This window comes from Afifella sp. IM 167 (genome assembly GCF_020144925.1).
GTDB lineage: Bacteria > Pseudomonadota > Alphaproteobacteria > Rhizobiales > Afifellaceae > Afifella.
In genome coordinates this window covers 484,165-507,207 of record NZ_NSLC01000002.1, presented here as the reverse complement: position 1 = coordinate 507,207, position 23,043 = coordinate 484,165, and the positions used below count along the sequence as shown (strand labels likewise).

The window sequence follows — 23,043 nt, the reverse complement described above, 5'->3', positions numbered from 1 at the left end:
AAGGGGTCACAACGGGGCTGTATCATTTTGATACGCATTTGCCCGTCGTGGTTTACCAATGGTGAACCAAATACTGGATTTCGCACGCAGCTTGGAGTGAATTGCCCTCGACACCGGAGGCGTGAGGCTTTGCCTCCGGCGGAAACCCCATGGATATGCTCAGGTCCGCCGCATCTCCTGGGTCCGTGGGGTCGGCCGGTCCGGCTGCGACACGTGGCCTCCTCGAATGTCGCGGCCGGCCGGCCACTCATCTTCCGCTCAAGAGAAGAGAGCGGGCACCAAGCCCAAAAATGAAGGCGCCCCTCGGGGCGCCTCTTTTTTGCTGGGGCCTTGATGCCCCGCAGGCGGTTGCCGCTATTTGATCTTCGCTTCCTTGAAGTTCACGTGCTTCTTCAGCTTCGGATCATATTTCCGCTTCACCATCTTGTCGGTCATGGTGCGGGCGTTCTTGTTGGTGACGTAGAAGGAACCGGTGCCTTCCTCGCTCACCAGGCGAATCTTGATTGTCGTGGCCTTGGCCATCGGTCTCGTCCTTGCATAAGCGCGGGAATTTGAAGGTCAAATGACCGCTTGAGGCTGCGAAGTCAAGGTGCCTCGGCCCAAGCCGCGCGCCTTCATGCCCTGGAGCGCACCAGCCGGGCGGCTGCGACGATGGCGTAAAGGGCGAAAGCGCCGCCGATCACCAGCGGATATCCGGCGGAGGGCATCCGGTCCATCGCCTCGCCGACGCTGAGGGGGCCGATCATCATGCCGAGCGCATAGCAGAAGACGAAGGCGGAATTGGCCGCCGCCAGATCGCCGCCGCGGAAGCGGGAAGCCAGATGCGCAAGGCCGACCGTATAGATGCCCGCCGAAGCGCCGCCCCAGACGAAGAGCACGAGGATGAGCCAGTACCAGCTGTCGGCGACGAAATAGGCAATCAGCATGCCGAAAGCGCCGAAGAGGCCGCAGGCGAGAAGGATGAGGCGCTTGTCCATGCGGTCCGAGACGAGGCCGAGCGGGATCTGCAGGGCGACGTTGCCGAGCGTCATGGCGGAGGCCAGCAGGGGCACGACGGCGGTCGAGTAGCCGAGATGCTGGCCCCATAGCGGCAGGAAGGCGAAGCCGGAGGATTCGGCCATGGCGAAGACGAAGACGCCGATCGTGGAGATCGGCACGGCGAAGATGTAGGAGACGAAGCCCCGCGTCGGGCTCTCGCTGAAATCGGGCGAGACGTCGCGCGCTTTCCAGGCGGGCAATGCGGCCAGAACGAAGAGCCCGGCGCCGATGAAGAAGGGCAGGGGCGTGCCGATGCCGGTCGCGGCGATGATGATCGGGCCGAGGGCGAAGCCGATCGAGAGCACCGTGGCGTAGATGCCCATGATGAGGCCGCGCTTGCCCTCGCGCGTCACCGCGTTGATCCAGAATTCGGAGAGCGCGAAGGAGACCGAAACGCACATGCCGTAGCCGAACAAAAGCACGAAGAGGACGTGCAGATCCGTCACGTAATAGGCGAAGGGAATGAGGCAGGCCGACAGCGGCAGCAGCGCGGCGATGGTGTTGGCCGTGCCGAAGCGCCTGGCGATATGCGGGGCGTAGGGTGTGGCGAAGAGGGCGGAGGCGGCCAGCGCGGCGATCAGAAGGCCGATGGTCCGCTCCGTGATGCCGCGCTCGGCGAGCGTCAGGGCGAGCAGCGGCGAAAGCAGGCTGATGGCGATGCCCACGGAGATCATCGTGGAGATCGCCGCGATCGAGCCCCGGGTCAGGCCCCATCTGACGAGCCGCCGTTTTATGGCGCCGTTGAGGGCCAACCTCCCGCTCCTACAGAATTGCGATTTTGCCCCGTCCGTAATGCATAAAATGGAAGGGAACGCTACCGCCCGGTGAGAGCTCGGGATCGCGTGAGAGGCGGCCGGCTAGATCGGCCAGGACGCGGCGGGTGATGAGGGGAAGATCCGCCTCGTCCACCTCGTCGAAGGTGAGCCATCTGGGATCGAGGAGTTCGCGGTCGGTCGTGGCCACGCGCTCCATGCCGCCATCGTCGAAAAGCACGAAGAAGCGCGCATCGAAGCGGCGCGGTCGCCCCGGCGGGGTGATCGCCCGCGCCACCAGCCGCACCGGCGCCAGATCGGGCAGGTAGCCCGCCTCGTGGAAGGCGCGCCAGGAGGGATGGCGCGAGCGCGGCCGCGCGGCGCGCGTCTTCTCGCCGATCAGATAGCCGGTCTCCTCAAAGGTCTCGCGAATCGCGGCCAGCGCCAGGGCGCGGCCGAGGCCCTCGCCGGCGCGCTTCGTGCCGAGCGCGAGCTTGGCCTCCACCTCTGGATCGAGCTCGCTTGCGGCGGGGGCGCGGTAGTCGGCGCGCTCCACCCGCCCGCCCGGAAAGACCAGCTTGCCCGGCATGAAGACATGGCGATCGGAGCGGCGGCCCATGAGGACGCGCATCGTCGCTCCCTCGCGGCGCAGCACGATCAGCGTTGCGGCGGGTTTGGGGCGGATTGCGCCGTTTCGCTTCTCGCCGACCGGCTCGGAGAAGGAAAAGGGCTTGGTCATTGCCAGGCGCCGTCGACCGACCTGTCGGAGGCTTCGGGTGAATCGGGATCGAAGCCATGCATGCGCAGCGCCCATTGCAGCCCGACCACGGCGCCCTTGAACGGACGCAGGAGGACAAGCGAGAGGAGGAGCGTCAGCGGCAGCCAGAGCACCATGTGCAGCCAGAGCGGGGGATGCATGGCAAGCTCCAGCGCGAGCGCGCCGGCGACGATGACATGGCCGACGACGAGCATGACGAAGTAGGGCGGCGCATCGTCGGCGCGATGATGGTGAAGCTCCTCGCCGCAATGGCTGCAGGCCTCGCGCACCTTGAGGAATCCGGTGAACATCGGTCCCCTGGTGCAGGCCGGGCAGCGTGTCGTCAGCCCCGCCAGGATGGCGGAAAAGACCGGCCGCTTGGTCTTGGTCGCTTCGATTGGCATTTCTATTTCCGTCCCCGTCTTCCGCCGCCCGGCGGGCGCCTTCGCATGGTCGGCCCGCGCACGCGCTTCCTGCCGCCGCCGCCTCCCTTGGTTCCTTCGCTCAGCATCTCCAGCTTCAGGTCGCCGGCAAAGGGCGTCGCCTCCACCAGGCGCACCTCGACCCGGTCGCCGAGACGGTACATCGTGCCGCTGTCGGCGCCGGTCAGGCGGTGCAGGCCCTCGTCGTAGATGAAGAACTCCGAACCGAGCGTGCCGATCGGCACGAAGCCGTCGGCGCCGGTCTCCTCCAGCTCGACGAAAAGGCCGGCGCGGGTGACGCCGCGGATGCGGCCCCAGAAGCGCGCACCGACCTTGTCGGAGAGCCAGGCGGCGACCAGCCGGTCGAGCGTGTCGCGCTCGGCGGCCATGGCGCGCCGCTCGGCCAGCGAGATGTCGGCCGCCACCTTTTCCATCGCCTTCTCGTCCATGTTGCCGAGCCCGCCATCGCCGAAGGAAAGGGCCGAAATGAGGGCCCGGTGGACGAGAAGGTCCGCATAGCGGCGGATCGGCGAGGTGAAATGGGCGTAGCGGCGCAGATTGAGGCCGAAATGGCCGATGTTCTGCGTGGAATAGAGCGCCTGGCTCTGCGAGCGCAGCACCACCTCGTTGACGAGCATGGAATGGGCCGTGTCGGCGACGGTCTTGAGGATGCGGTTGAACTCCGCCGGCTTCAGGGCGCCCTTCTTCGGCAGGTTGAGGTCGAGGGAGCCGAGAAAGTCGCGCAGCGCCTCCAGCTTGTCGAAGGAAGGCTCGTCGTGGATGCGGTAGACGAGCGGGGAGTTCTTGCCTTCCAGCTCCTCGGCGGCGGCGACGTTCGCCTGGATCATGAACTCCTCGATCAGCTTGTGCGCGTCGAGGCGTGGCGGGACGTAAACCCGGTCGATGGCGCCGCTTTCGTCGAGGACGACCTTGCGCTCCGGCACGTCGAGCTCCAGCGGTTCGCGGTCCTCGCGGCCGGCATGCAGCAGCGCATAGGCGTCCCAGAGCGGCTTCAGCACGTCCTGCAGCAGAGGGCCGGTGCGCTCGTTCGGCTCGCCGTCGATCGCCGCCTGCGTCTCCTCGTAGGAAAGGGCGGCGGCCGATCGCATCATCACGCGATGGAAGCGATGGCGCGTCTTGCGGCCCGCCTTGTCGAAATGCATGCGCACGGCGAGCGCCGGCCGGTCCTCGTTCTCGCGCAGCGAGCAGAGGTCGTTGGAGATCCGCTCCGGCAGCATCGGCACGACGCGGCCCGGAAAATAGACCGAATTGCCGCGCTTGAGGGCTTCCTTGTCCATCGCCGAGCCGGGCCGCACGTACCAGGCGACGTCGGCGATGGCGACGGTGACGATGAAGCCGCCCTCATGGTCGGGATCGGGGCGCGCATGGACCGCGTCGTCGTGGTCGCGCGCATCCGCCGGGTCGATGGTGAGGAGCGGCATGTCGCGCCAGTCCTCGCGATGCGCCATGCCGGCGGAGCTTGCCTCTTCCGCTTCGGCGAGGACGCGCTGCGGAAAGACATAGGGGATGTTGTTTTCTTCGAGCGCGATCAGGCTGATCGCCTTTTCGGAGGTCACGTTGCCGATCCGCTCGCTGACGCGGGCGGAGGCAAGGCCGAGCCGGCTTTTAGGCCTCGGCTCGATGGCGACGAGCTCGCCGTCCTCGGCGCCGTCGGCATCGGCCGGCGCGATGACGTATTCGCGCTGCTTGCGGTTGACCGGCACGATGCGGCCGCCGCCGCGCCCGCCCGGATCGGCCCGGAAGACGCCGACCGTTCGTTCGGGAACGCGCTCCAGGAGCTTCATCATCCGGCCCTGGTAGCCGCGCGTGCCCGCCGGCGGCTCGATGCGGGCGAGCACCCGGTCGCCGGGCCCCGGCGCCGGCTTGCCGGCGCGCTTGCCGACCGGCGGCAGGAGGAGGCGCACCCGCGGCGGATCGCCCTCCGCTTCGTCCCATTCTGTCGGCAGGGCGATGAGGTCGCCATCCTCGTCGACGTCGACGACGCGCAAGACCGTCACCGGCGGCAGCGTGCCGGAACGGCGGATCGCCTTTCTCGGCGATGCGATCAGGCCGTTCTCCGCCATGTCACGCAACATGCGCTTCAGGCCGATACGGTCGGCGCCGGTGATGCCGAAGGCGCGGGCGATCTCGCGCTTGCCGACCTTGGAGTCGGCGCTCTGGACGAAGTCGAGGATATCCTGCTGACTGGGCAGGCTGGAAGATGCCTTGGTCTGCTTCTTCTTCGTCAAGTTCAGCCTTCGGATTTGGTCCGGCTCTTGGCCGGCCCCGATTTCGCCTTCGTCGATGCCGACTTGGTCGACTTTGCCTTCGTCGGCTTTTTCGCCGTCGCAGCCTTCTTCGTCGTCGTCTTCTTCGCCGGCGTCTTGCCGCCCTTGGCCGCCTTCGCCTCGATGAGCTCCAGCGCCTCTTCCAGCGTCAGGTTCTGCGGATCCTTGCCCTTCGGCAGGGTGGCGTTGATCTTTCCGTGGTGGACGTAGGGCCCGTAGCGGCCTTCCATCACCTGGATGGCGCCGCCATCGGGATGCTCTCCGAGCCCCTTGATCTCCTTCGCCCCGGTGCGGCCCTTCTTCTTTTCGGCCAGCAGCGAGACGGCGCGGTTGGCGCCGACCGTGAACACCTCCTCGACATTGTCGAGGTTGGCGTATTTGCCCTCATGCGAGACGAAGGGACCGTAGCGGCCGATGCCGGCGGTGATCGGCTTGCCGGTCTCCGGATGCGGGGCGATCTCGCGGGGCAGGGAGAGGAGCTGCAGGGCCTTGTCGAGGTCCATCGCCTCCGGCTCCCAGCCGCGCGGCAGGCTGGTGCGCTTCGGCTTGTCGCCGCTTCCCAGCTGCACATACGGCCCGAAGCGGCCGGAGCGCAGCGTCACAGGCTCGCCCGTCGTCGGATCGTCGCCGAGCATGACGCCCTCGGCCGTCATCGCCTGCTGGCCCAGCGCGCTCTCCGGATCCGGCTCGGTCACCTGGCGGGTGTAGCGGCATTCGGGATAGTTCGAACAGCCGATGAAGGCGCCGTAGCGGCCAAGCTTCAGGGAGAGCTTGCCGTCGCCGCAGCTCGGGCAGATGCGCGGATCGCTGCCGTCCTCGCGCGATGGGAAGACGAAATCGCCGAGGATCTCGTTGAGCGCCTCCAGCACTTCGGAGACGCGCAGCTCCTTGATGTCGTCGAGGTTCGCCTGAAAGTCGCGCCAGAAATCGCGCAGCACCGCCTGCCAGGAAAGCTCGCCGGCGGAGATCATGTCGAGCTTCTCCTCAAGGTCCGCCGTGAAGTCGTACTCCACGTAGCGGCGGAAGAAGCTCTCCAGGAAGGCAGTGACCAGCCGGCCCTTGTCCTCCGGCATGAGGCGGCGCTTGTCGAGGCGGACATAGCCGCGGTCGCGCAGCACCGTCATGGTCTGCGCATAGGTGGAGGGGCGCCCGATGCCGAGCTCCTCCATCTTCTTGATCAGCGAGGCCTCGGTGTAGCGCGGCGGGGGCTCGGTGAAATGCTGGCTCGCCGAGACGGCCTTCTTGTCCAGCGCGTCCCTGGCCTTCACCGGCGGAAGGCGGCCGCCTTCCTCGTCCTCCGGCTCGTCGCGGCCCTCCTGATAGAGGGCGAGGAAGCCGTCGAAGCGCACGACGCTGCCGGTGGCCCTGAGGCCGAGCGTGGCGGCGCCGGAACGGGCCTCGACCTCGATCGTGGTGCGCTCCATCTCGGCGGAGGCCATCTGGCTCGCCATGGTGCGCTTCCAGATGAGCTCGTAGAGGCGGGCCTGGTCGCGGTCCAGCCGGCGCTCGACATCGGCGGGCAGGCGGGCGGGATCGGTCGGGCGAATCGCCTCGTGCGCCTCCTGGGCGTTCTTGGCCTTGGCGAAATAGCGCCGGGCCTGCTCGGGCAGATAGGGCGCGCCGAAATCCGACTGGATGAGGCCGCGCACGGCCGCGAGCGCTTCGGGCGCGATGTCGACGCCGTCGGTACGCATATAGGTGATGAGGCCGATCGTCTCGCCGCCGATATCGACGCCCTCATAGAGGCGCTGGGCGACCTGCATGGTGCGGCTGGCGTCGAAGCCGAGCTTGCGCTGCGCCTCCTGCTGCAGGGTCGAGGTGGTGAACGGCGGCTGCGGATTGCGGCTGTGCGGCTTCGATTCGACGTTTGCGACGGAATAGGAAGCGCCGTCGAGAAGCGTCTTCAGCCGGTTCGCATCGGCTTCGTCGCCGATGGAGAGCTTGGTGAGCTTCTTGCCGTCCTCGGCGACGAGCCGCGCGGTGAAGGTGTCGTGCGAAGGCGTCGCGAGCTCGGCGGCGAGCGACCAGTATTCCTGCGCGCGGAAGCGCTCGATCTCGCCTTCCCTGTCGCAGACGAGGCGCAGGGCCACCGACTGCACGCGGCCGGCCGAGCGGGCGCCCGGCAGCTTGCGCCACAGCACCGGCGAAAGGGAGAATCCGACGAGATAGTCGAGGGCGCGGCGGGCGAGATAGGCCTCCACCAGCGCCTCGTCGATCAGCCGCGGATTGGCCATCGCCTCCTGCACGGCGCTCTTGGTGATGGCGTTGAACACGACGCGCGCGACCGGCTTGTCCTTGAGGCCCTTCTTCGATCTCAGGACTTCCAGCACATGCCAGGAGATCGCCTCGCCCTCGCGGTCGGGGTCGGTGGCGAGCAGGATGCGGTCGGCGGACTTGGCCGCCTCGGCGATGTCGGCAAGGCGCTTCTTGGCCTTGTCGGCCACCTCCCAGGACATGGCGAAGTCCTCGTCCGGGCGGACGGAGCCGTCCTTGGAGGGAAGGTCACGCACATGCCCGTACGAGGCGAGGACCTGATAGTCCGAGCCGAGGTACTTATTGATCGTCTTCGCCTTTGCGGGCGATTCGACAATCACGAGATCCATTGAATGCTACTCCATTGGGCGGGGAAGGGGCGCCGTGCGGTTGCCTCACTTGGATTGCCGGAGCGGCCGGGTCAAGGCCGGCGATCCAAAGCGACGGCATGCGAGCGGCTCGCCGGCCGGCTATCGGCGCCTGCCGGATTCAACTAAAGGACGAGTGTATATACTGATACGCGTGTTACGTGTGCATATGCATGGGCGATTGCCGGGGGAGCGCATTGCGCCAGGAGGTTGCAGAGCGAATTGCCGTGGAGGCAAGTCAGTTGCGGCGGCTGGCTGACGAAGCGGAGCTGCCGTTTCTCAGCTATCTGATCGAGATGGTCGTTCTGGAAGCCTGGAGCGAGGCGACAGGCGAGAATGCCGCGTCGCAGACCGGGGAGAGGGACGAGGCGACAGGCTTCGATCGCTAGGATTTCGGCGCTGGGTCCCGGCAGAAAACCTGGATCCTCCTAGAAAAGCAGGGAGATCCGTCCGCCCGGATGACGCTCCAGCCGTCCCGCCAGTTCCAGTTCAAGCAGGATCACGCTGACGAGGCGGGCCGGCAGGCCGGTCTCCTGGATGACGTCGTCGACCGTGACCGGAACGGGGCCGAGCGCCTCCACGACCCTTGCCCGCTCGCCGCCTTCCGGTTCGACGGGCAGGGGCGGGGGCTTCTCGCCCGGAAGCTCGAAACCCTCCTCCTGCGGCGCCTCCAGCATCGGCGAGAGCGCCTCCAGAATGTCGGAGACCTCCGTCACCAGCCGTGCCCCCTGCTTGATGAGGCGATTGGCGCCGGCGGCGCGCGGATCGAGGGGGGAGCCCGGCACCGCCATCACCTCGCGGTTCTGCTCCAGCGCCAGGCGCGCGGTGATCAGCGAACCGGAGCGCTCGGCCGCCTCCACCACGATCGTGGCGACGCTGATGCCGGCGATGATGCGGTTGCGGCGGGGAAAATCGCGCGCCCGCGGCGTCCAGCCCATCGCCATTTCGCTGATCGCGGCGCCGCGCGCGGCGAAAATGCGCTCCAGCAGCGGCAGGTGCTCGGGCGGATAGACGATGTCGACGCCGCCGGCGAAGACGGCGACGGTTCCGGTGGAAAGAGCCGCCTCGTGTGCCGCCGCGTCGATGCCGCGCGCAAGGCCCGACACGATGGCAAAGCCCGCCTCTCCGAGCCCGTTCGCAAGGCGCGAGGCCATGCGCTTGCCGGCGATGGATGCGTTGCGCGATCCGACGATCGCGACCGCCGGGCGTTTCAGAATACCGGGATCGCCGCGCACGGCGATCAGGGGAGGGGGCTGGTCCGCCTCGCGCAGCCAGGGCGGATAGTCCGGCTCGCCGAGGCCGACGAATTGCGCGCCGGCGCGTGCGGCCGCCTCCAGTTCGCGGTCGACCTCCGCCTCGCTGGCGATGCGGATGGTGCGCCGTGCGCCGCCGCGCTCGGAAAGGCTCGGCAGTGCGGCGAGCGCGGCCGCGGCGGAGCCGAAATGATTGATCAGCGAGCGAAACGTCTGCGGGCCGACATTCTCGCTGCGGATGAGGCGCAGCCAGGCGCGCTTCTGCTCCGGCGTCAGCCGGATGCCGCCCCCATGACCCTCGCCCCCCGGCCCGGTCATTCTACCCGGCGCCCAGCCGGTGCCGGTCGCTCATCGCGGCGGCTCTGTCATTTCTGCCCGATCTTCGATTCGGCGCCTTTCAGGAGCCGGGCGAGATTGGCGCGGTGGCGCAGCCACAAAAGCGCGGTCAGAATCAGGAAAAGCTCGGCGAGCGCCAGATGCCCGGTGACGAAGAAGATGACCGGCACCAGCGCGCTCATCAAAAGGGCGGCCAGCGAGGAGTAGCGGGTGGCGAAGGCCGTGCCGATCCAGATCGCCGCGGCGACCAGCATCGTCGGCCAGGAAAGCCCGAGAAGCACGCCGAAATAGGTGGCGACGCCCTTGCCGCCCTTGAAGCCGAGCCAGACCGGGAAGCAATGGCCGAGAAAGGCGCCGAAGGCGGCCGCAAGGGCCGCCGCGTCGGAGCCGAAGCGCCGCGCCAGGACGATGGCGATCGTCGCCTTCAGCGCGTCGCCGAGAAGGGTGAGCGCGGCGAGCTTCTTGCTGCCGGTCCGCAGCACGTTCGTCGCCCCGATATTGCCGGAGCCGATCGAACGGATGTCGCCGAAGCCGGCGAGGCGCGAAAGGATCAGGCCGGTCGGAAAGGTGCCGAGCAGGTAGCCGAAGAGGAGGCCGGCGAGCGCCGTCCAGGACAGGACCATGTCGATCGGATCGGCCGTCACGGCTCGTCACCCCCGCTGGCGGCGGCGCGATTCGCCTACGTCGCCCGCCCCTCCGCATGTGCATAAGGATAGACGGTCTTTCCGGCAACCAGCGTGCGCTTGACCCGCCCCGAAAGCCGCGCCCCCTCGAAGCAGGTGTTCTTGGAGCGCGAATGCAGCGCGCCCTCCGTCACCACCCAGGGCTCGTCGAGGTCGACGATGGCGAGGTCGGCGAGGGCGCCGGGCTTCAGCGTGCCGCCGGGCAGGCCGAGGAGCGCCGCCGGCCGGGTCGACATCGCGTCCACGAGACGCATCAGGCCGACCTCGCCGGAATGGACGAGACGCAGGGCGACGGCGAGAAGGGTTTCAAGGCCCACCGCTCCGTCCGCCGCTTCGGCGAAGGGACGGCGCTTGCCTTCCACGTCCTGCGGATCGTGGGCCGAGACGACGATGTCGAGCGTGCCGTCGGCAAGACCGGCCACCATCGCCTGGCGCTGCTCCTCGCTTCGTAGCGGCGGCGACATCTTGAAGAAGGTCCGGTAGGAGCCGATGTCGCCCTCGTTGAGGGAAAGATGCGCGATCGCGGCGCCTGCCGTGACGCCGAGACCGCTCTGTTTGGCGCGGCGCATGGCGTTCAGCGAGGCTTCGCAGGAGAGCTGCGCGGCGTGATAGTTGCCCCGCGTCAGCCGCGCGAGCTGCAGATCGCGTTCAAGGACGATCGTCTCGGCCTCCTGCGGAATGCCGGGCAGGCCGAGGCGGGTGGCGATCTCGCCGGCATTCATCACCCCGGCGCTGGCAAGGTCGGCATCCTCGGTGTGATGGACGATGAGCGCATCGAAGTCGCGGGCATAGGTGAGGGCGTTGCGCATCACCTGCGCGCTACGCAGCGACTTGCGCCCCTCGGAGAAGGCGACGGCGCCGGCATCCTTCAACAGGCCGAACTCCGACAGCTCGTCGCCATGGAGCCCCTTGGAGATCGCCGCCATCGGATGGATGTTGACGAGCGCGGAATGGTGCGCCCGGCGCAGGATGAAATCGACGAGGGCGGGATCGTCGATGATGGGGTCGGTGTCGGGCATGGTCACCATGGTGGTGACGCCGCCGGCGGCGGCGGCCCGGCTCGCCGTCTCCAGCGTCTCCAGGTGCTCCGCGCCCGGCTCGCCGACGAAGACGCGCATGTCGACAAGACCGGGAAGGATCGCCTTGCCGCCGCAGTCGAAGACCTCCCAGCCCTCGGGAGAACCCTGATTGGCGGCCTCCGGGCCGGCGGCGACGATGCGTCCGTCGGAGATGACCACGGCGCCGTGGCTGTCGATGCCGCGGGACGGGTCGACGATGCGGGCATTGTCGAGAAGAAGGGGACGAGGCATCGAACGCCCTATCGGTTGGGCAGGTGCTGGGCGAGGGCCTCCAGCACGGCCATGCGTACGGCGACGCCCATTTCCACCTGCTCGCGGATGACGCTTTGCGGCCCGTCGGCGACGAGCGGGTCGATCTCCACGCCCCGGTTCATCGGGCCGGGATGCATGACGAGCGCGCCCGGCGCGGCGAGCGCCAGCTTCTCCTCGTCGAGGCCGTAATAGCGGAAATATTCCCGGATCGAAGGCACGTAGGCGGCGGTCATGCGCTCGCGCTGGAGGCGCAGCATCATGACGACATCGACATCGGCGAGGCCCTTGCGCATGTCGTTGTAGATCTCCACGCCGAAGCGCTCGATCGCCGTCGGCAGGAGCGTGGAGGGCGCGATCAGGCGGATCTGCGCGCCCATCGCCTGCAGCAGGATGATGTTGGAGCGGGCGACGCGCGAATGTCGGATATCGCCGCAGATCGCCACCTTCAGCCCCTGAAGGCTGCCCTTGTGGCGGCGGATGGTCAGCGCGTCGAGGAGCGCCTGGGTGGGGTGTTCATGCGCCCCGTCGCCGGCGTTGATGACCGAACACTCGACCTTCTGGGCAAGTAGCTCCACGGCGCCGGCCGAATGGTGGCGCACGACGAGGATGTCCGGCCGCATGGCGTTCAGCGTCATCGCCGTGTCGATCAGCGTCTCGCCCTTCTTCACCGAGGAGACGGCGACGGCCATGTTCATGACATCGGCACCGAGGCGCTTGCCGGCGAGCTCGAAGCTCGACTGCGTGCGGGTGGAGGCTTCGAAGAAAAGATTGATCTGGGTGCGGCCGCGAAGCGTCTGCTTCTTCTTCTCGATCTGCCTGGATACGGCGATCTCTTCCTCGGCCAGATCGAGGAGGGCTCCGATCTCCAAAGGCGACAGGCCTTCGATACCGAGAAGGTGCTGATGCGGAAAGGGGGGAACACCGGTCATTAAAGGGTGGGCTATAGGAGCAAACGCCAGGGGCGGCAACTCGGCTCACGCATTGGACACGAATTTTCCCCGGGATTGCGACGCACCGGCGAGACGGAGCCGCCGGGCTTGGTGCATGGTGGGTAAATTCGACCGTAAGCTGCCGGCATTGAAATGAAAGCTTGGATGAGATGGCCGACGACCTGAAGCCTGCACGGGAAGGCACGCATGCGGTGTTCAACCAGACGCCGCCGCGCGTGAACATCGACCTGTTCCAGTTGGACCCGCTGCTCGATCTGGAATGTTCCGGCTTTCCGGATGGCGTTCGGGAGGATCTTTCGCGCGTCGGGCGGTTCTGGGGCTCGGAGGAGGCGCGCGAATTCGCCCGGCTCGCCAACAAGGAGGCGCCCGTGCTGGAGCGCTTCGATCCGCAGGGGCGGCGAATCAATCAGGTCGCCTTCCATCCCGCCTATCACGCGGTGATGCGCCGCTCGGTCGCCTCGGGCCTGCATTGCTCGGTCTGGGAGCGCGGCGGCGAGGAGGAGCCGGTGCGTCACCGGGCCCGCGCCGCCCGCCTCTACATGACGGCCCAGACGGAATGCGGACATATCTGTCCGATGACGATGACGAACGCGGCGCTCGCCTCGCTTCGCCATTCGCCGGATCTCCTGACCGAATGGGGGCCGCGGCTTCTGTCGCGCACCTACGACCGCTCCTTCCGCAAGCCCTCCGACAAGCAGGGCATCACCATCGGCATGGGGATGACGGAAAAGCAGGGCGGCACGGATGTGCGCCAGAACCGCACGCAGGCCGAGGCGACCAATCAGGGGTTTTATCGGCTGACCGGCCATAAATGGTTCATGTCGGCGCCGATGTCGGACGCCTTCCTCGTCCTCGCGCAGACGGAAAAGGGGCTCTCCTGCTTCCTGATGCCGCGCATCCTGCCGGACGGATCGGAGAACGCCATCCGGCTCGAACGCCTCAAGGACAAGCTCGGCAATCGCTCCAACGCCTCATCCGAAGCCGAGTTCGAGGGGGCTCATGCCTGGCTCGTCGGCGAGGAGGGCAAGGGTGTCAGAACCATCATCGAGATGGTCACCTATACCCGCCTCGACTGCGCCACGGCCTCCACCGGGCTGATGCGCGCGGGTCTTGCCGAGGCGGTGCATCATTGCCGGCACCGGCACGTGATGGGCTCGGAGCTGATCGACAAGCCGCTGATGCAGCGCGTCCTTTGCGACCTCACGCTCGACCTTGCGGCTTCGGTGGCGCTGACTTTCCGCCTGGCCGAGGCCTTCGACATGCAGTCCGCCCGGCCCGAGGAGGCCGCCTATGCGAGGCTGATCACCCCGGTGGCGAAATACTGGATCTGCAAGAGCGCGCAGCCCTTCCTCGCCGAGACGATGGAATGCCTCGGCGGCAACGGCTACGTCGAGGAGAGCGTCATGCCGCGCCTGGTGCGCGAGGCGCCGGTCAACGCCATCTGGGAAGGCTCCGGCAACGTCATGGCGCTGGATGTCCTGCGCGTCCTGGAGCGCGATTCCGATTGTCTGCCTACGGTGCTTGAAAGCCTGCGAGAGGATCTCGGCCCGAACGGCCGCGCCGCCGTGGAAGTGCTCGCGGCGGCCGCGGACGTGTCGCGCGAGGACGAGGGCAGCGCCCGGATGCTGACGGAACAGCTCGCCCTGACGGCGGCGGCGGCGGCGCTCCGACGCGACTTCCCGCCGGTCTTTGCCGACGCCTTCATCGAATCGCGTCTCGGCCGGCCCTGGCGGGCGACCTACGGCATGCTCGACCGGCGCTTCAACATGAAGGCGCTGCTCGACTACGCTTTTCCCGAGCCGTGAGGGCCGAGCCGGAAGGCAACGCCCCGGTCGCCGGCTCGACATCGGAGACTGTCGTCATGCCAAGGCTCGACCTTGGCATCCATTCCGTTCCGCTACCGGCCCAGCTTGGCCTTGGCGGGCTGCCTTTCGGTCGAAAGGCGCTCGCCCGCTCGGGAGTGGATGGTCAGTAAAATCCGCCTGGGACGACAGTGAGGAGGTTTTCTCCGCTCAGCCGGCCGCCTTGCGACGGAGCATCGCCAGACGGTCGAGCGCGCCCTGCAGGATATAGGCGGCCGCCGCCGCGTCGATCCGCTCGGCGCGCTTGGCCCTTGAAAGATCGGCCGCGATCATCGCCCGCTCGACGGCCATGGTGGACATGCGCTCGTCCCACAGGGCGATCGGCATGTCGGCGAGCGGCTGGAGATTGCGGGCAAAGGCGCGCGTCGCCTGACAGCGCGGCCCTTCGGTCCCGTCCATGTTGACGGGCAGGCCGAGGACGAGCCCGCCGATCTTCTCCCTGGCGCACAGCTCCAGGAGCGCGGCGGCGTCCTTGCCGAACTTCACCCGCCGAATCGTCGTCACGGGGCTGGCGATCGTCTGGCCGGGGTCGGAAATGGCGACGCCGATGGTCTTGGTGCCGAGATCGAGCCCCGCAAGGCGGGTGCCGATGGGGGCGGCGGTGGAAAACTCCTCGATGTCGAGCTCTGGCGGCATGCGATTCGCCTAGCACGGGACGCTGCGATTGTCGCGGCGCCCGCGATCGGTCACATAGGTCCGCATGGGCAAGCAAGTGATTCCGCCTCCGGGCGGCGACGACGGAAACATCGTTCCCGTCAACCTGCGGGAAGCGCTCGAGGAGCGCTATCTCGCCTATGCGCTGTCGACCATCATGAACCGGGCGCTGCCGGATGTGCGTGACGGTCTGAAGCCGGTGCACCGGCGCATCCTGCATGCCATGCGGTTGATGCGGCTTCTGCCGGGCTCCGGCTTCAAGAAATCGGCCAAGGTCGTCGGCGAGGTGATGGGTAATTTCCACCCGCATGGCGACCAGGCGATCTACGACGCGATGGTGCGGCTCGCGCAGAGCTTCGCGGTCCGCTATCCGCTGGTCGACGGTCAGGGCAATTTCGGCAATATCGACGGCGATAACGCCGCGGCCATGCGCTACACCGAGGCGCGGCTGACGGAGGTCGCCAACCTCCTCCTGGAAGGCATCGACGAGGATGCCGTCGATTTCCGCCCGACCTATGACGGCGAGGACGAGGAGCCGGTCGTCCTGCCGGGCGCTTTTCCGAATCTTCTCGCCAACGGCGCCGCCGGCATCGCTGTCGGCATGGCGACCAACATCCCGCCGCACAACGCCGCCGAGCTCTGCGACGCGGCGCTGCATCTCATCAAGCATCCGAACGCCACGCCCGAAAAGCTGATCGAGCTGGTGCCGGGACCGGATTTCCCGACCGGCGGCGTCATCGTCTCGCCGGTCTCCGACCGGCTGGAGGCCTACAAGACCGGACGCGGCACGATGCGGGTGCGCGGTCGCTGGGAGAAGGAGGAAGGCGCGCGCGGCTCGTGGGTCGTCGTCGTCACCGAGATTCCCTACCAGGTGCAGAAGGGGCGGCTGATCGAGCAGATCGCCGGCCTGATCGAGGCGCGAAAGATCCCGCTCGTCGGCGATGTGCGCGACGAGAGCGCCGAGGATGTGCGGATCGTCATCGAGCCGAAGAGCCGCACGGTCGATCCCGACCTGATGATGGAATCGCTCTTCAAGCGCGCCGATCTGGAAGTGCGCTTCTCGCTCAACATGAACGTCATCTCGCAGGGGCGGGTGCCGAAGGTGATGAGCCTTCGCGAGGTGCTCGTGGAATGGCTCGGGCACCGCAAGGAAGTGCTCCAGCGCCGCACGCGCCACCGGCTGGGCAAGATCGCCCACCGGCTGGAGATCCTCGGCGGCTACCTCATCGCCTATCTCAACCTCGACGAGGTGATCCGCATCATCCGCGAGACCGACGAGCCGAAGCCCGAACTGATCAAGGCCTTCGATCTCACCGACGTGCAGGCGGAGGCGATCCTCAACATGCGCCTGAGGGCCCTCAGGAAGCTCGAGGAGTTCGAGATCCGCAAGGAGCACGAGGCGCTGACCGCCGAGCAGGCCGACCTGACGGGCCTGCTGGAATCGGAAGAGCGGCAGTGGAAATGCGTCTCCTTCGAGATCAGCCAGGTGCGCAAGACCTTCGGCCCCGACACCGAGCTCGGGCGGCGCCGCACCTCCTTCGCCGATGCGCCGGAGATCGACGTCGAAGAGATCCAGCAGGCGATGATCGAGCGCGAGCCGGTCACCGTCATCCTCTCCGAAAAGGGATGGCTGCGCACGATGCGCGGGCATCTGGCCGATTTCGGCTCGCTCACCTTCAAGGAGGGGGACCGGCTGAAGATCGCCTTCCCGGCCTACACCACCGACAAGATCGTGCTTTTCTCCACCGCCGGCAAAGCCTTCACGCTGGAAGCGGCCAAGCTGCCCGGCGGGCGCGGCCAGGGCGAGCCCGTGCGCCTGATGGTCGACATGGACAAGGACCAGGACATCGTCACCGTCTTCGTCCACGACCCGGCGGCCAAGCGCCTCGTCGTCTCCGCCTCGGGCAACGGCTTCGTCGTCGCCGAACCGGACATGGTGGCCAATACCCGCAAGGGCCGGCAGGTGCTCAACGTCTCCGGCGCCGACGAGGCGAAGATCTGCGTGCCGGCGGTCGGCGACCATGTCGCCGTCATCGGCCAGAACCGCAAGCTCCTCGTCTTCCCGGCGCGCCAGCTTCCGGAAATGAGCCGCGGCAAGGGCGTGCGGCTGCAACGCTACAAGGACGGCGAGATTTCTGACGTGCGCTTCTTCGAGGGCGAGGAGGGGCTCAGCTGGGAGGATTCGGCGGGCCGCATCCATTCCCGCTCCTTCGGCGACCTGTCGGAATGGCTGGGCGAGCGCGCCCAGGCGGGCCGCATGGCGCCGCAGGGCTTCCCGAAGTCGAACCGCTTCTCGCCAGCGACCTGACCTCGCCCGGCCTAGCGCGGCAGGGCGATCTCGCTGATGACGGGATAGTGGTCTGAGCCGATATAGGGGCCGCGGCGGATGTCGACGGCCCTGAGATCCGCGCCGAGAAACACATGATCGACCGGCATCACCGGGCCGAAAGCCGGCACGGTGGTGTGGCCGCGGAAGGTCGCCTTTTCGGACGGCCAGGTCGGCAGAGCGCGGGTCACGCGCTTCAGCGGCACGCTGGCATCGAAGCGGCGCATGGCGAAGGACCAGGGCGTGGAGTTGAAGTCGCCCGCAAGGATGGTGTTCGGGCCGGCATCGGCCAGCAGCTTCTCAAGGTTCGCGAATTCAAGCTCCTGGTGATAGGCCGGGAAAGGCCACGGCAGGTGGGTCACCCACAGGTCGATCGGCACGCCGTCCTTGACCACTTCGGTGTGGGCGAGCGAGGTCCATTGCATCACCTCCGGATCGTCCGGACCGGCCTGCCAGACAACCGGATCGTGGAGCGGCAACCGGCTCAAGATGGCGAGGTCGCAGCCGATCTTGCCGAAACAGTCGAAGCGGTAGGGCAGGAGCTTCTGAACTTCCTCGATGGTCCGGTTGGCGTTGGGCCAGGCCTCGACGAGGACGAGAAGGTCGGGCTGCTCGCGCTTGACCAGCCGCATGAGCTTGTCGGCGTCGGTGCGCCGGTCGAGCATGTTGAAGCTGATCATCCTGAGGGTCGGCCCCTGCGCGCTGGCGGTGGGCAGGGCGATGATCGGCGAGACCTCGTCGACGAGGTAGTAGGCCTGCACGCCCGCCAGGACGAGCGCGGCGAGCACGATCGGGCGCTGCCGTGCGAACCCCGCCGCAAGCGCCAGGAGCGCGGCGGCGGCGAAGATGAACGGGCGGAAGTGGTTGATGGCGTCGAGGTCGGGGGAGAAATAGCCTGCAAAGCTCAACGCCGACAGGCCTGCCGCGGCGAGGAGCCACAGCCAGATGAGAAACTTCAAGTATAGCGCTCCCAGCCCCGCATCGTCAGACGCTCCTGCGGCCGGAAGCGCGATTTGTACGACATCTTCTTGGATCCCTCGACCCAGTAGCCGAGGTACACATAGGGCTTTCCGAGCCGCTTTGCGCGCTCGATGTGGTCGAGGATGATGTAGGTTCCGAGCGAGCGCTCGCTCGCCTGCGGATCGAAGAAGGAATAGACCATCGAAAGTCCGTCGGCGAGCACGTCGGTCAGGGCGCAGGCGATCAGCTCGCCGTCGCCGCGCTTGCCCGCCGCCGTGTCCGGCGTGCGGCGCCGGTATTCCACCAGATGCGTCTGGGCGTGGCTGTCCTCCACCATCAGCGAATAGTCGAGCACGGTCATCTGCAGCATGCCGCCGCCCGAATGGCGCTCCTCGAGGTAGCGGTAGAAGAGCGAGTACTGGTCGGTGGTGGCCTCATTCTCCTTCCACTCGGAGACGAGGTCGCGGTTGCGCTCGCTCACCCGCTTCATGGAGCGCGTCGGCACGAAGAGGTCGGCGCAGACGCGCACCGACACGCAGGCCGCGCAGCGGTCGCAGGCCGGGCGATAGGCGATCGTCTGGCTGCGGCGGAAGCCGCCCTGGCTCAAAATATCGTTGAGCGCGCCGGCATGCGGGCCGGCGAGCTGGGTGAACACCTTCCGCTCCTGCCGGCCCGCCAGGTAGGGGCAAGGGTTCGGGGCGGTCAGATAGAATTGTTGGGCTTCGGCAACCGGCCGCGTCATGCATCGTCTCCTAGAACCCATAATACCATGGGGCAAAGAGCGAAAATACAATCCAGACAAGAACGGTTAGCGGTGCCCCGGCGAGGAAGAAATCGCGGAAGCTGTAGCCTCCCGGGCCCATGACCAGAAGGTTCGTCTGGTAGCCGATGGGCGTGGCGAAGGAGGCGTTGGCGGCAAAGATCACCGCCATGACGAAGGGCAGCGCCGGCGCGCCCGATTCGGCCGCCGCGGAAATCGCGATCGGGGTGAAGAGGACGGCGGTGGCGTTGTTGGAAAGCACGTTGGTCAGCACGGCCACCAGCGCGAAGAGGGCGGCCAGCAGAATGTGCGGCCCGCCCCCTGCCGTCAGGCGCACGAGTTCGGTGGCGAGGAAATCGGCGCCGCCGGTCTTTTCCATTGCGGCGGCAAGCGCGATCGAGGCACCGATCAGCATGAAGATGCGGCCGTCGAAGGCGCGCTTGGCCTGGCGGACGTTGAGGCAGCCGAGAACCAGCATCAGCAGCGCGGCCGTCAGCGCGGCGATGGCGATCGGCACATAGCCGCTGGCGGCCACGACGACGAGGCCGGCGAAGATCGCGATGGCGCGTGTCGCATCGCGCCGCGCCGGCAGGGGCGCGAAGGATTTTTCCAGCACCAGCAGGTCGCGATTTCCCCGCTGGCGGTCGAAGGCATCGTCGGTGCCGGAAAGAAGGAGAACGTCGCCTTCCTCAAGGCGAATCTCGGAAAAGGCCTGGCGCGACATGCGCCCGCGCCGTTCGACGGCGGCGACGCGCAGTCCCGTGCTCTGCTCGATGCCCGTCTCCTCGGGCGAGCGGCCGATCATGCGCGCGCCCGGGGCCAGGATCGCCTCGGCGAGCGAAAGCGTACCGCCGCCCTCGCCGCGTTCCGCGCCGATGATGCGCAGGCGGGCGAGATCGTCGCGAATGCCGCTCACCACTACCAGGTCGCCGACGCCGAGCGTCACGTCCTCGAAGGGAGGCAGATGCACGTCGTCGCCCCTTTTGACCAGACGGATATTGACGGCCTGCAGGCCGGGAAAGAGGCCCGCCACCGATTGCATGCCGACCAGCGGATGGTTCTCCGTCAGCACGATTTCGGAGATGAACTGCTTGCGGCTCAATGGCTTTTCCGTCTCGGCCGGCACGCCTGCGAACAGGCGCGGCACCACGAAGAGCACGTAGGGCAGGGCGAAGGCGGCGACGACCAGTCCGGGCACGGTCAGGTCGAAGAGATGCAGCTCGATGTCGGCGGAGCGGGCGACCTGCGCGGCGAGCAGGTTGGTGGAGGAGCCGATCAGGGTGGTGGTGCCGCCGACGATGGTGGCGAAGTTGAGCGCCATCAGCATTCTGGCCGGCGAGACGCGGCGCTCGCGCGCCAGCGACATCAGCACCGGGATCATCATCACCACGACAGGCGTGTTGTTGAGGAAGGCGGAGAGAAAGGCGGCGAACAGGATGAGCAGGGCGACGACCGCCCAGGGCTTCAGCCCGCTCACCCTGGCAAGGCCTCGGCTTGGGCGGTCGAGTGCGCCGGTCTGAAAGAGGGCCTGGCCGACGACGATGAGGCTGAGAACCGCGACGAGGGCTGGATTGGCGAATCCGAGGAGAAGATCGGGCAGGTCCAGCGGGCTCGGCACGCCCAGAAGTCCGGGCACCACCACAAAAATCAACGTCAGCGCGACCAGGGCGGCGAGCGCCACCGTTTCGATGGCCAGCCTCTCCAGCGAGAAGCCAATGATCGTCAGGGCAATCACCGCGAAGGTGAGCCACATCTGTAAGTTGGAAACGTCCATGCCACCCCTTTTCGCCGGCACATTAGGCGGGGGGCGGGAGGCTCACAATGCGTCCATTGGAGGGAGAGGCCTTGCGGGCCTCTCCGGATGATAACAGGTGCGGCTCAGACCATGTCGGAGCGCACGACGACGGTGCCGATCGCCATGTCGTGCAGCATCCGCTTCTTCGCCGAGAACAGCGAAACGAGCAGGATGAAGGGCGTCAGGATCGTCACGGAGAACCAGTACAGCGCGGCGTGCACGGCGGCGAGCAGGCTGTACATGCGACCGCCGTCCCATGTGCGCATCTCCACACCGGCCATGCGCATGCCGACGGTCGCCGAGCTCGGGCCGCCGAGCGTGAACATGTTGTAGAGGATCGGCACCACCGGCCAGACGATGGCATAGAGAATGAAGCCGAGGCCGAGGGTGAAGAGGCCGAGGAAGGTGATGACGACGAAGGCGAGCGTCATCAGGGCGAACATGATCACCGCATCGACGAAGAAGGCCAGGATCCGCCGCGTGCGAACATTGTCGTAGAGCTCGGGATGAAGGGCCGGATCGAGATTGGCCGGCCCGCCGGCATCGATGGTGTCGTAGGCTGCGGACATGAAGCGTTCCTCCTGCTGCAAATCAGGTGGGGAGCGCGCCGCGTGGCTTCAAGCTCCGAGCAATCGGCCTTTTCGCGAGAAGCGCCTCGGTCTGTGGGTGCACATCAAGGAAGGATCAGCCTGCCACCGACTCCGCCCGGAACTCTCCGGTCTCTTGGTCAAAGTGCGTGATCCGCATCCGTAATTGCTTTTGGGGAAAACACACCTTGATTGACCGAGGCTTTGCCTGTGGGTCTTCCGCCTCAACAATTACCGCTCGGACGACGCCTCCGAGGTGTTCCAGCGCCCAGCGAATGTTCTCCATTCTTTCCCGATTGCCCGCCTGACTGATCTGCTCTGGCTCCCAGCCAGTGTCGTCGTAGAAAGCCGAACCGGATGAATAGATGAGGGCGTCCTTCCAAAAGGTGAGGACCACCACGCTGCCATCTGGGCTGCGTGCTGACCAGCTCCAAACCGGGTTTGACGCGACCGCGCCAAACTCAGCGAAGGCCGCGGTCTTTGTCCATTCCATGGAGTTCTACTCCCGGCGGCTTGCAAGCTAGCCTAAATGCTAAGTTTCGGCTGAGGCTGTCAGAACTCACACGCGGTCCTTCAGACACTCTCTTTCAGGATCTCGGCGACGCGCGGAGCGAAGTAGGTGAGGATGGAATCGGCGCCGGCGCGCTTGAAGGAGATCAGCGTCTCCATCATGGCCCGGTTGCCGTCCAGCCATCCGTTCGCGGCCGCGGCCTCGATCATCGAATACTCGCCGGAGGTGTTGTAGGCGACCGTCGGCATGCCGAAGGTCTCTTTCAGGCGCGAAATGATGTCGAGATAGGGAAGGCCCGGCTTCACCATGATCATGTCGGCGCCCTCGGCGATGTCGAGCTCGGCCTCGCGCAGCGCCTCGTTCGTGTTCGCCGGGTCCATCTGATAGGTCTTCTTGTCGCCCGACAGCATCTTTCCGGAGCCGACGGCGTCGCGGAAGGGACCGTAGAAGGCGGAGGCGTATTTCGCGGTGTAGGCGACGATCTGCACATGCGTATAGCCGGCCGAATCCAGCGTCTCGCGGATGGCCCCAACGCGCCCGTCCATCATGTCCGAAGGGGCGACGATGTCGCTGCCTGCCTCGGCCTGGACGAGGGCCTGGCGTGCCAGCACCGAGACGCTCTCGTCGTTGACGATCTCCCCCTCGCGCAGCAGGCCGTCATGGCCGTGGCTCGTATAGGGGTCGAGTGCGACATCGGTCAGCAGCCCCACTTCCGGCACTTCCGCCTTGATGGCGCGGCAGGCGCGGCAGATCAGGTTGGCACTGTTCAGCGCCTCGCTGCCGTCATCGTCGCGCCGGCTCGGATCGGTGTTCGGGAAGAGCGCCACGACCGGAATGCCGAGGCTGCGGGCGCGCCTGGCCGCCTCGACCGCGAGATCGACCGAATAGCGCTCGACGCCCGGCATTGAGGGCACGGCCTCGCGCCGGTTCTCGCCCTCGATGACGAAGATCGGCCAGATGAGGTCGTCGGTCGTGAGCCGGTTCTCGCGGACGAGGCGGCGCGACCATTCGGTGCGGCGGTTGCGGCGCATGCGGCGGCGACCCGTGATGCGGTCGATGTCGGGCAGTGCGTCGCTGTGGAAAGAGACGTTCATCGGAACCCCCAGGTTCGGTTGGGCCGACCATAGACCTCGACGCATGTGCCGCCAAGGGAATGG

20 protein-coding genes are annotated in these 23,043 nt (G+C 67.0%); 3 read left to right on the top strand and 17 right to left on the bottom strand.

What is annotated here, in order from left to right:
• Positions 1–354 precede the first annotated feature (354 nt).
• From rpmG to topA, 6 genes are all read right to left on the bottom strand, one after another.
• A complete protein-coding gene (gene rpmG, locus CLD20_RS05040) occupies positions 355–522 on the bottom strand; it encodes a 50S ribosomal protein L33 (protein WP_224405492.1) in 168 nt (55 codons plus the stop codon).
• Between the two features lie 92 nt (positions 523–614).
• Positions 615–1,790, bottom strand: coding sequence for an MFS transporter (locus CLD20_RS05035; RefSeq protein WP_224405491.1), 1,176 nt, complete (start codon positions 1,788–1,790; stop codon positions 615–617).
• Positions 1,791–1,800: 10 nt separating this feature from the next.
• Positions 1,801–2,529 carry an NUDIX hydrolase gene (locus CLD20_RS05030; RefSeq protein ID WP_224405490.1) on the bottom strand — a complete coding sequence of 243 codons (729 nt, stop codon included), beginning with the start codon at positions 2,527–2,529 and terminating at the stop codon, positions 1,801–1,803.
• A complete protein-coding gene (locus tag CLD20_RS05025) occupies positions 2,526–2,951 on the bottom strand; it encodes a DUF983 domain-containing protein (RefSeq protein ID WP_224405489.1) in 426 nt (141 codons plus the stop codon). Before CLD20_RS05025 ends, CLD20_RS05030 begins: the two co-directional genes overlap by 4 nt.
• A gap of 2 nt (positions 2,952–2,953) precedes the next feature.
• The gene (gene rnr, locus CLD20_RS05020) at positions 2,954–5,233 is read right to left on the bottom strand and encodes a ribonuclease R (RefSeq protein WP_370636811.1); all 2,280 of its coding nucleotides are present in this window, start codon (positions 5,231–5,233) and stop codon (positions 2,954–2,956) included.
• Positions 5,221–7,860, bottom strand: coding sequence for a type I DNA topoisomerase (gene topA / locus CLD20_RS05015; RefSeq protein WP_224405487.1), 2,640 nt, complete (start codon positions 7,858–7,860; stop codon positions 5,221–5,223). Before topA ends, rnr begins: the two co-directional genes overlap by 13 nt.
• A 260-nt stretch (positions 7,861–8,120) precedes the next feature.
• On the opposite strand from topA, the gene CLD20_RS05010 reads away from it, so the two are divergent.
• A complete protein-coding gene (locus tag CLD20_RS05010) occupies positions 8,121–8,267 on the top strand; it encodes a hypothetical protein (protein ID WP_224405486.1) in 147 nt (48 codons plus the stop codon).
• Positions 8,268–8,306: 39 nt separating this feature from the next.
• Here the strand turns inward: CLD20_RS05010 and dprA are convergent, their stop codons facing one another.
• Genes dprA through CLD20_RS04990 form a run of 4 tightly spaced genes read right to left on the bottom strand, consistent with a single transcriptional unit; the run spans position 8,307 to position 12,410 of the window.
• Entirely contained in the window at positions 8,307–9,449 is a 1,143-nt protein-coding gene (dprA, locus tag CLD20_RS05005) for a DNA-processing protein DprA (protein WP_224405485.1), read from the bottom strand.
• 47 nt (positions 9,450–9,496) lie between these two features.
• Positions 9,497–10,090, bottom strand: coding sequence for a glycerol-3-phosphate 1-O-acyltransferase PlsY (plsY, locus tag CLD20_RS05000; protein WP_224405545.1), 594 nt, complete (start codon positions 10,088–10,090; stop codon positions 9,497–9,499).
• Positions 10,091–10,146: 56 nt separating this feature from the next.
• Positions 10,147–11,460 carry a dihydroorotase gene (locus CLD20_RS04995; RefSeq protein ID WP_224405484.1) on the bottom strand — a complete coding sequence of 438 codons (1,314 nt, stop codon included), beginning with the start codon at positions 11,458–11,460 and terminating at the stop codon, positions 10,147–10,149.
• 8 nt (positions 11,461–11,468) lie between these two features.
• Entirely contained in the window at positions 11,469–12,410 is a 942-nt protein-coding gene (locus CLD20_RS04990) for an aspartate carbamoyltransferase catalytic subunit (RefSeq protein ID WP_224405483.1), read from the bottom strand.
• Positions 12,411–12,580: 170 nt separating this feature from the next.
• Here CLD20_RS04990 and CLD20_RS04985 point away from each other — a divergent pair, with 170 nt between their 5' ends.
• Positions 12,581–14,236 (top strand): isovaleryl-CoA dehydrogenase, encoded by a 1,656-nt coding sequence (locus CLD20_RS04985; protein WP_224405482.1) that lies wholly within the window; start codon positions 12,581–12,583, stop codon positions 14,234–14,236.
• A 207-nt stretch (positions 14,237–14,443) separates the two neighbouring features.
• On the opposite strand, the gene ruvX is transcribed toward CLD20_RS04985, so the two are convergent.
• Positions 14,444–14,929, bottom strand: coding sequence for a Holliday junction resolvase RuvX (gene ruvX / locus CLD20_RS04980; protein ID WP_224405481.1), 486 nt, complete (start codon positions 14,927–14,929; stop codon positions 14,444–14,446).
• A gap of 64 nt (positions 14,930–14,993) precedes the next feature.
• Between ruvX and parC the strand changes: the two genes are divergently transcribed.
• Entirely contained in the window at positions 14,994–17,255 is a 2,262-nt protein-coding gene (gene parC, locus CLD20_RS04975) for a DNA topoisomerase IV subunit A (protein ID WP_224405480.1), read from the top strand.
• Positions 17,256–17,266: 11 nt separating this feature from the next.
• Here parC and CLD20_RS04970 read toward each other — a convergent pair whose 3' ends face one another.
• The 6 genes from CLD20_RS04970 to hemB form a co-directional block, all read right to left on the bottom strand.
• Positions 17,267–18,232, bottom strand: coding sequence for an endonuclease/exonuclease/phosphatase family protein (locus CLD20_RS04970; protein ID WP_224405479.1), 966 nt, complete (start codon positions 18,230–18,232; stop codon positions 17,267–17,269).
• Positions 18,229–18,975: an arginyltransferase gene (locus tag CLD20_RS04965; protein WP_224405478.1), complete on the bottom strand. Its 747-nt coding sequence runs from the start codon at positions 18,973–18,975 to the stop codon at positions 18,229–18,231. The genes CLD20_RS04970 and CLD20_RS04965 overlap by 4 nt, the downstream gene beginning before the upstream one ends.
• A gap of 10 nt (positions 18,976–18,985) precedes the next feature.
• On the bottom strand, positions 18,986–20,767 hold the full coding sequence (locus CLD20_RS04960; protein WP_224405477.1) for an SLC13 family permease: 1,782 nt from the start codon (positions 20,765–20,767) through the stop codon (positions 18,986–18,988).
• A 104-nt stretch (positions 20,768–20,871) separates the two neighbouring features.
• Positions 20,872–21,357, bottom strand: coding sequence for an RDD family protein (locus CLD20_RS04955; protein ID WP_224405476.1), 486 nt, complete (start codon positions 21,355–21,357; stop codon positions 20,872–20,874).
• A 115-nt stretch (positions 21,358–21,472) separates the two neighbouring features.
• Positions 21,473–21,868 (bottom strand): hypothetical protein, encoded by a 396-nt coding sequence (locus tag CLD20_RS04950; RefSeq protein WP_224405475.1) that lies wholly within the window; start codon positions 21,866–21,868, stop codon positions 21,473–21,475.
• A gap of 80 nt (positions 21,869–21,948) precedes the next feature.
• Positions 21,949–22,980, bottom strand: a complete 1,032-nt coding sequence (hemB, locus tag CLD20_RS04945; protein ID WP_224405474.1) for a porphobilinogen synthase — start codon at positions 22,978–22,980, stop codon at positions 21,949–21,951.
• Positions 22,981–23,043: the final 63 nt, after the last annotated feature.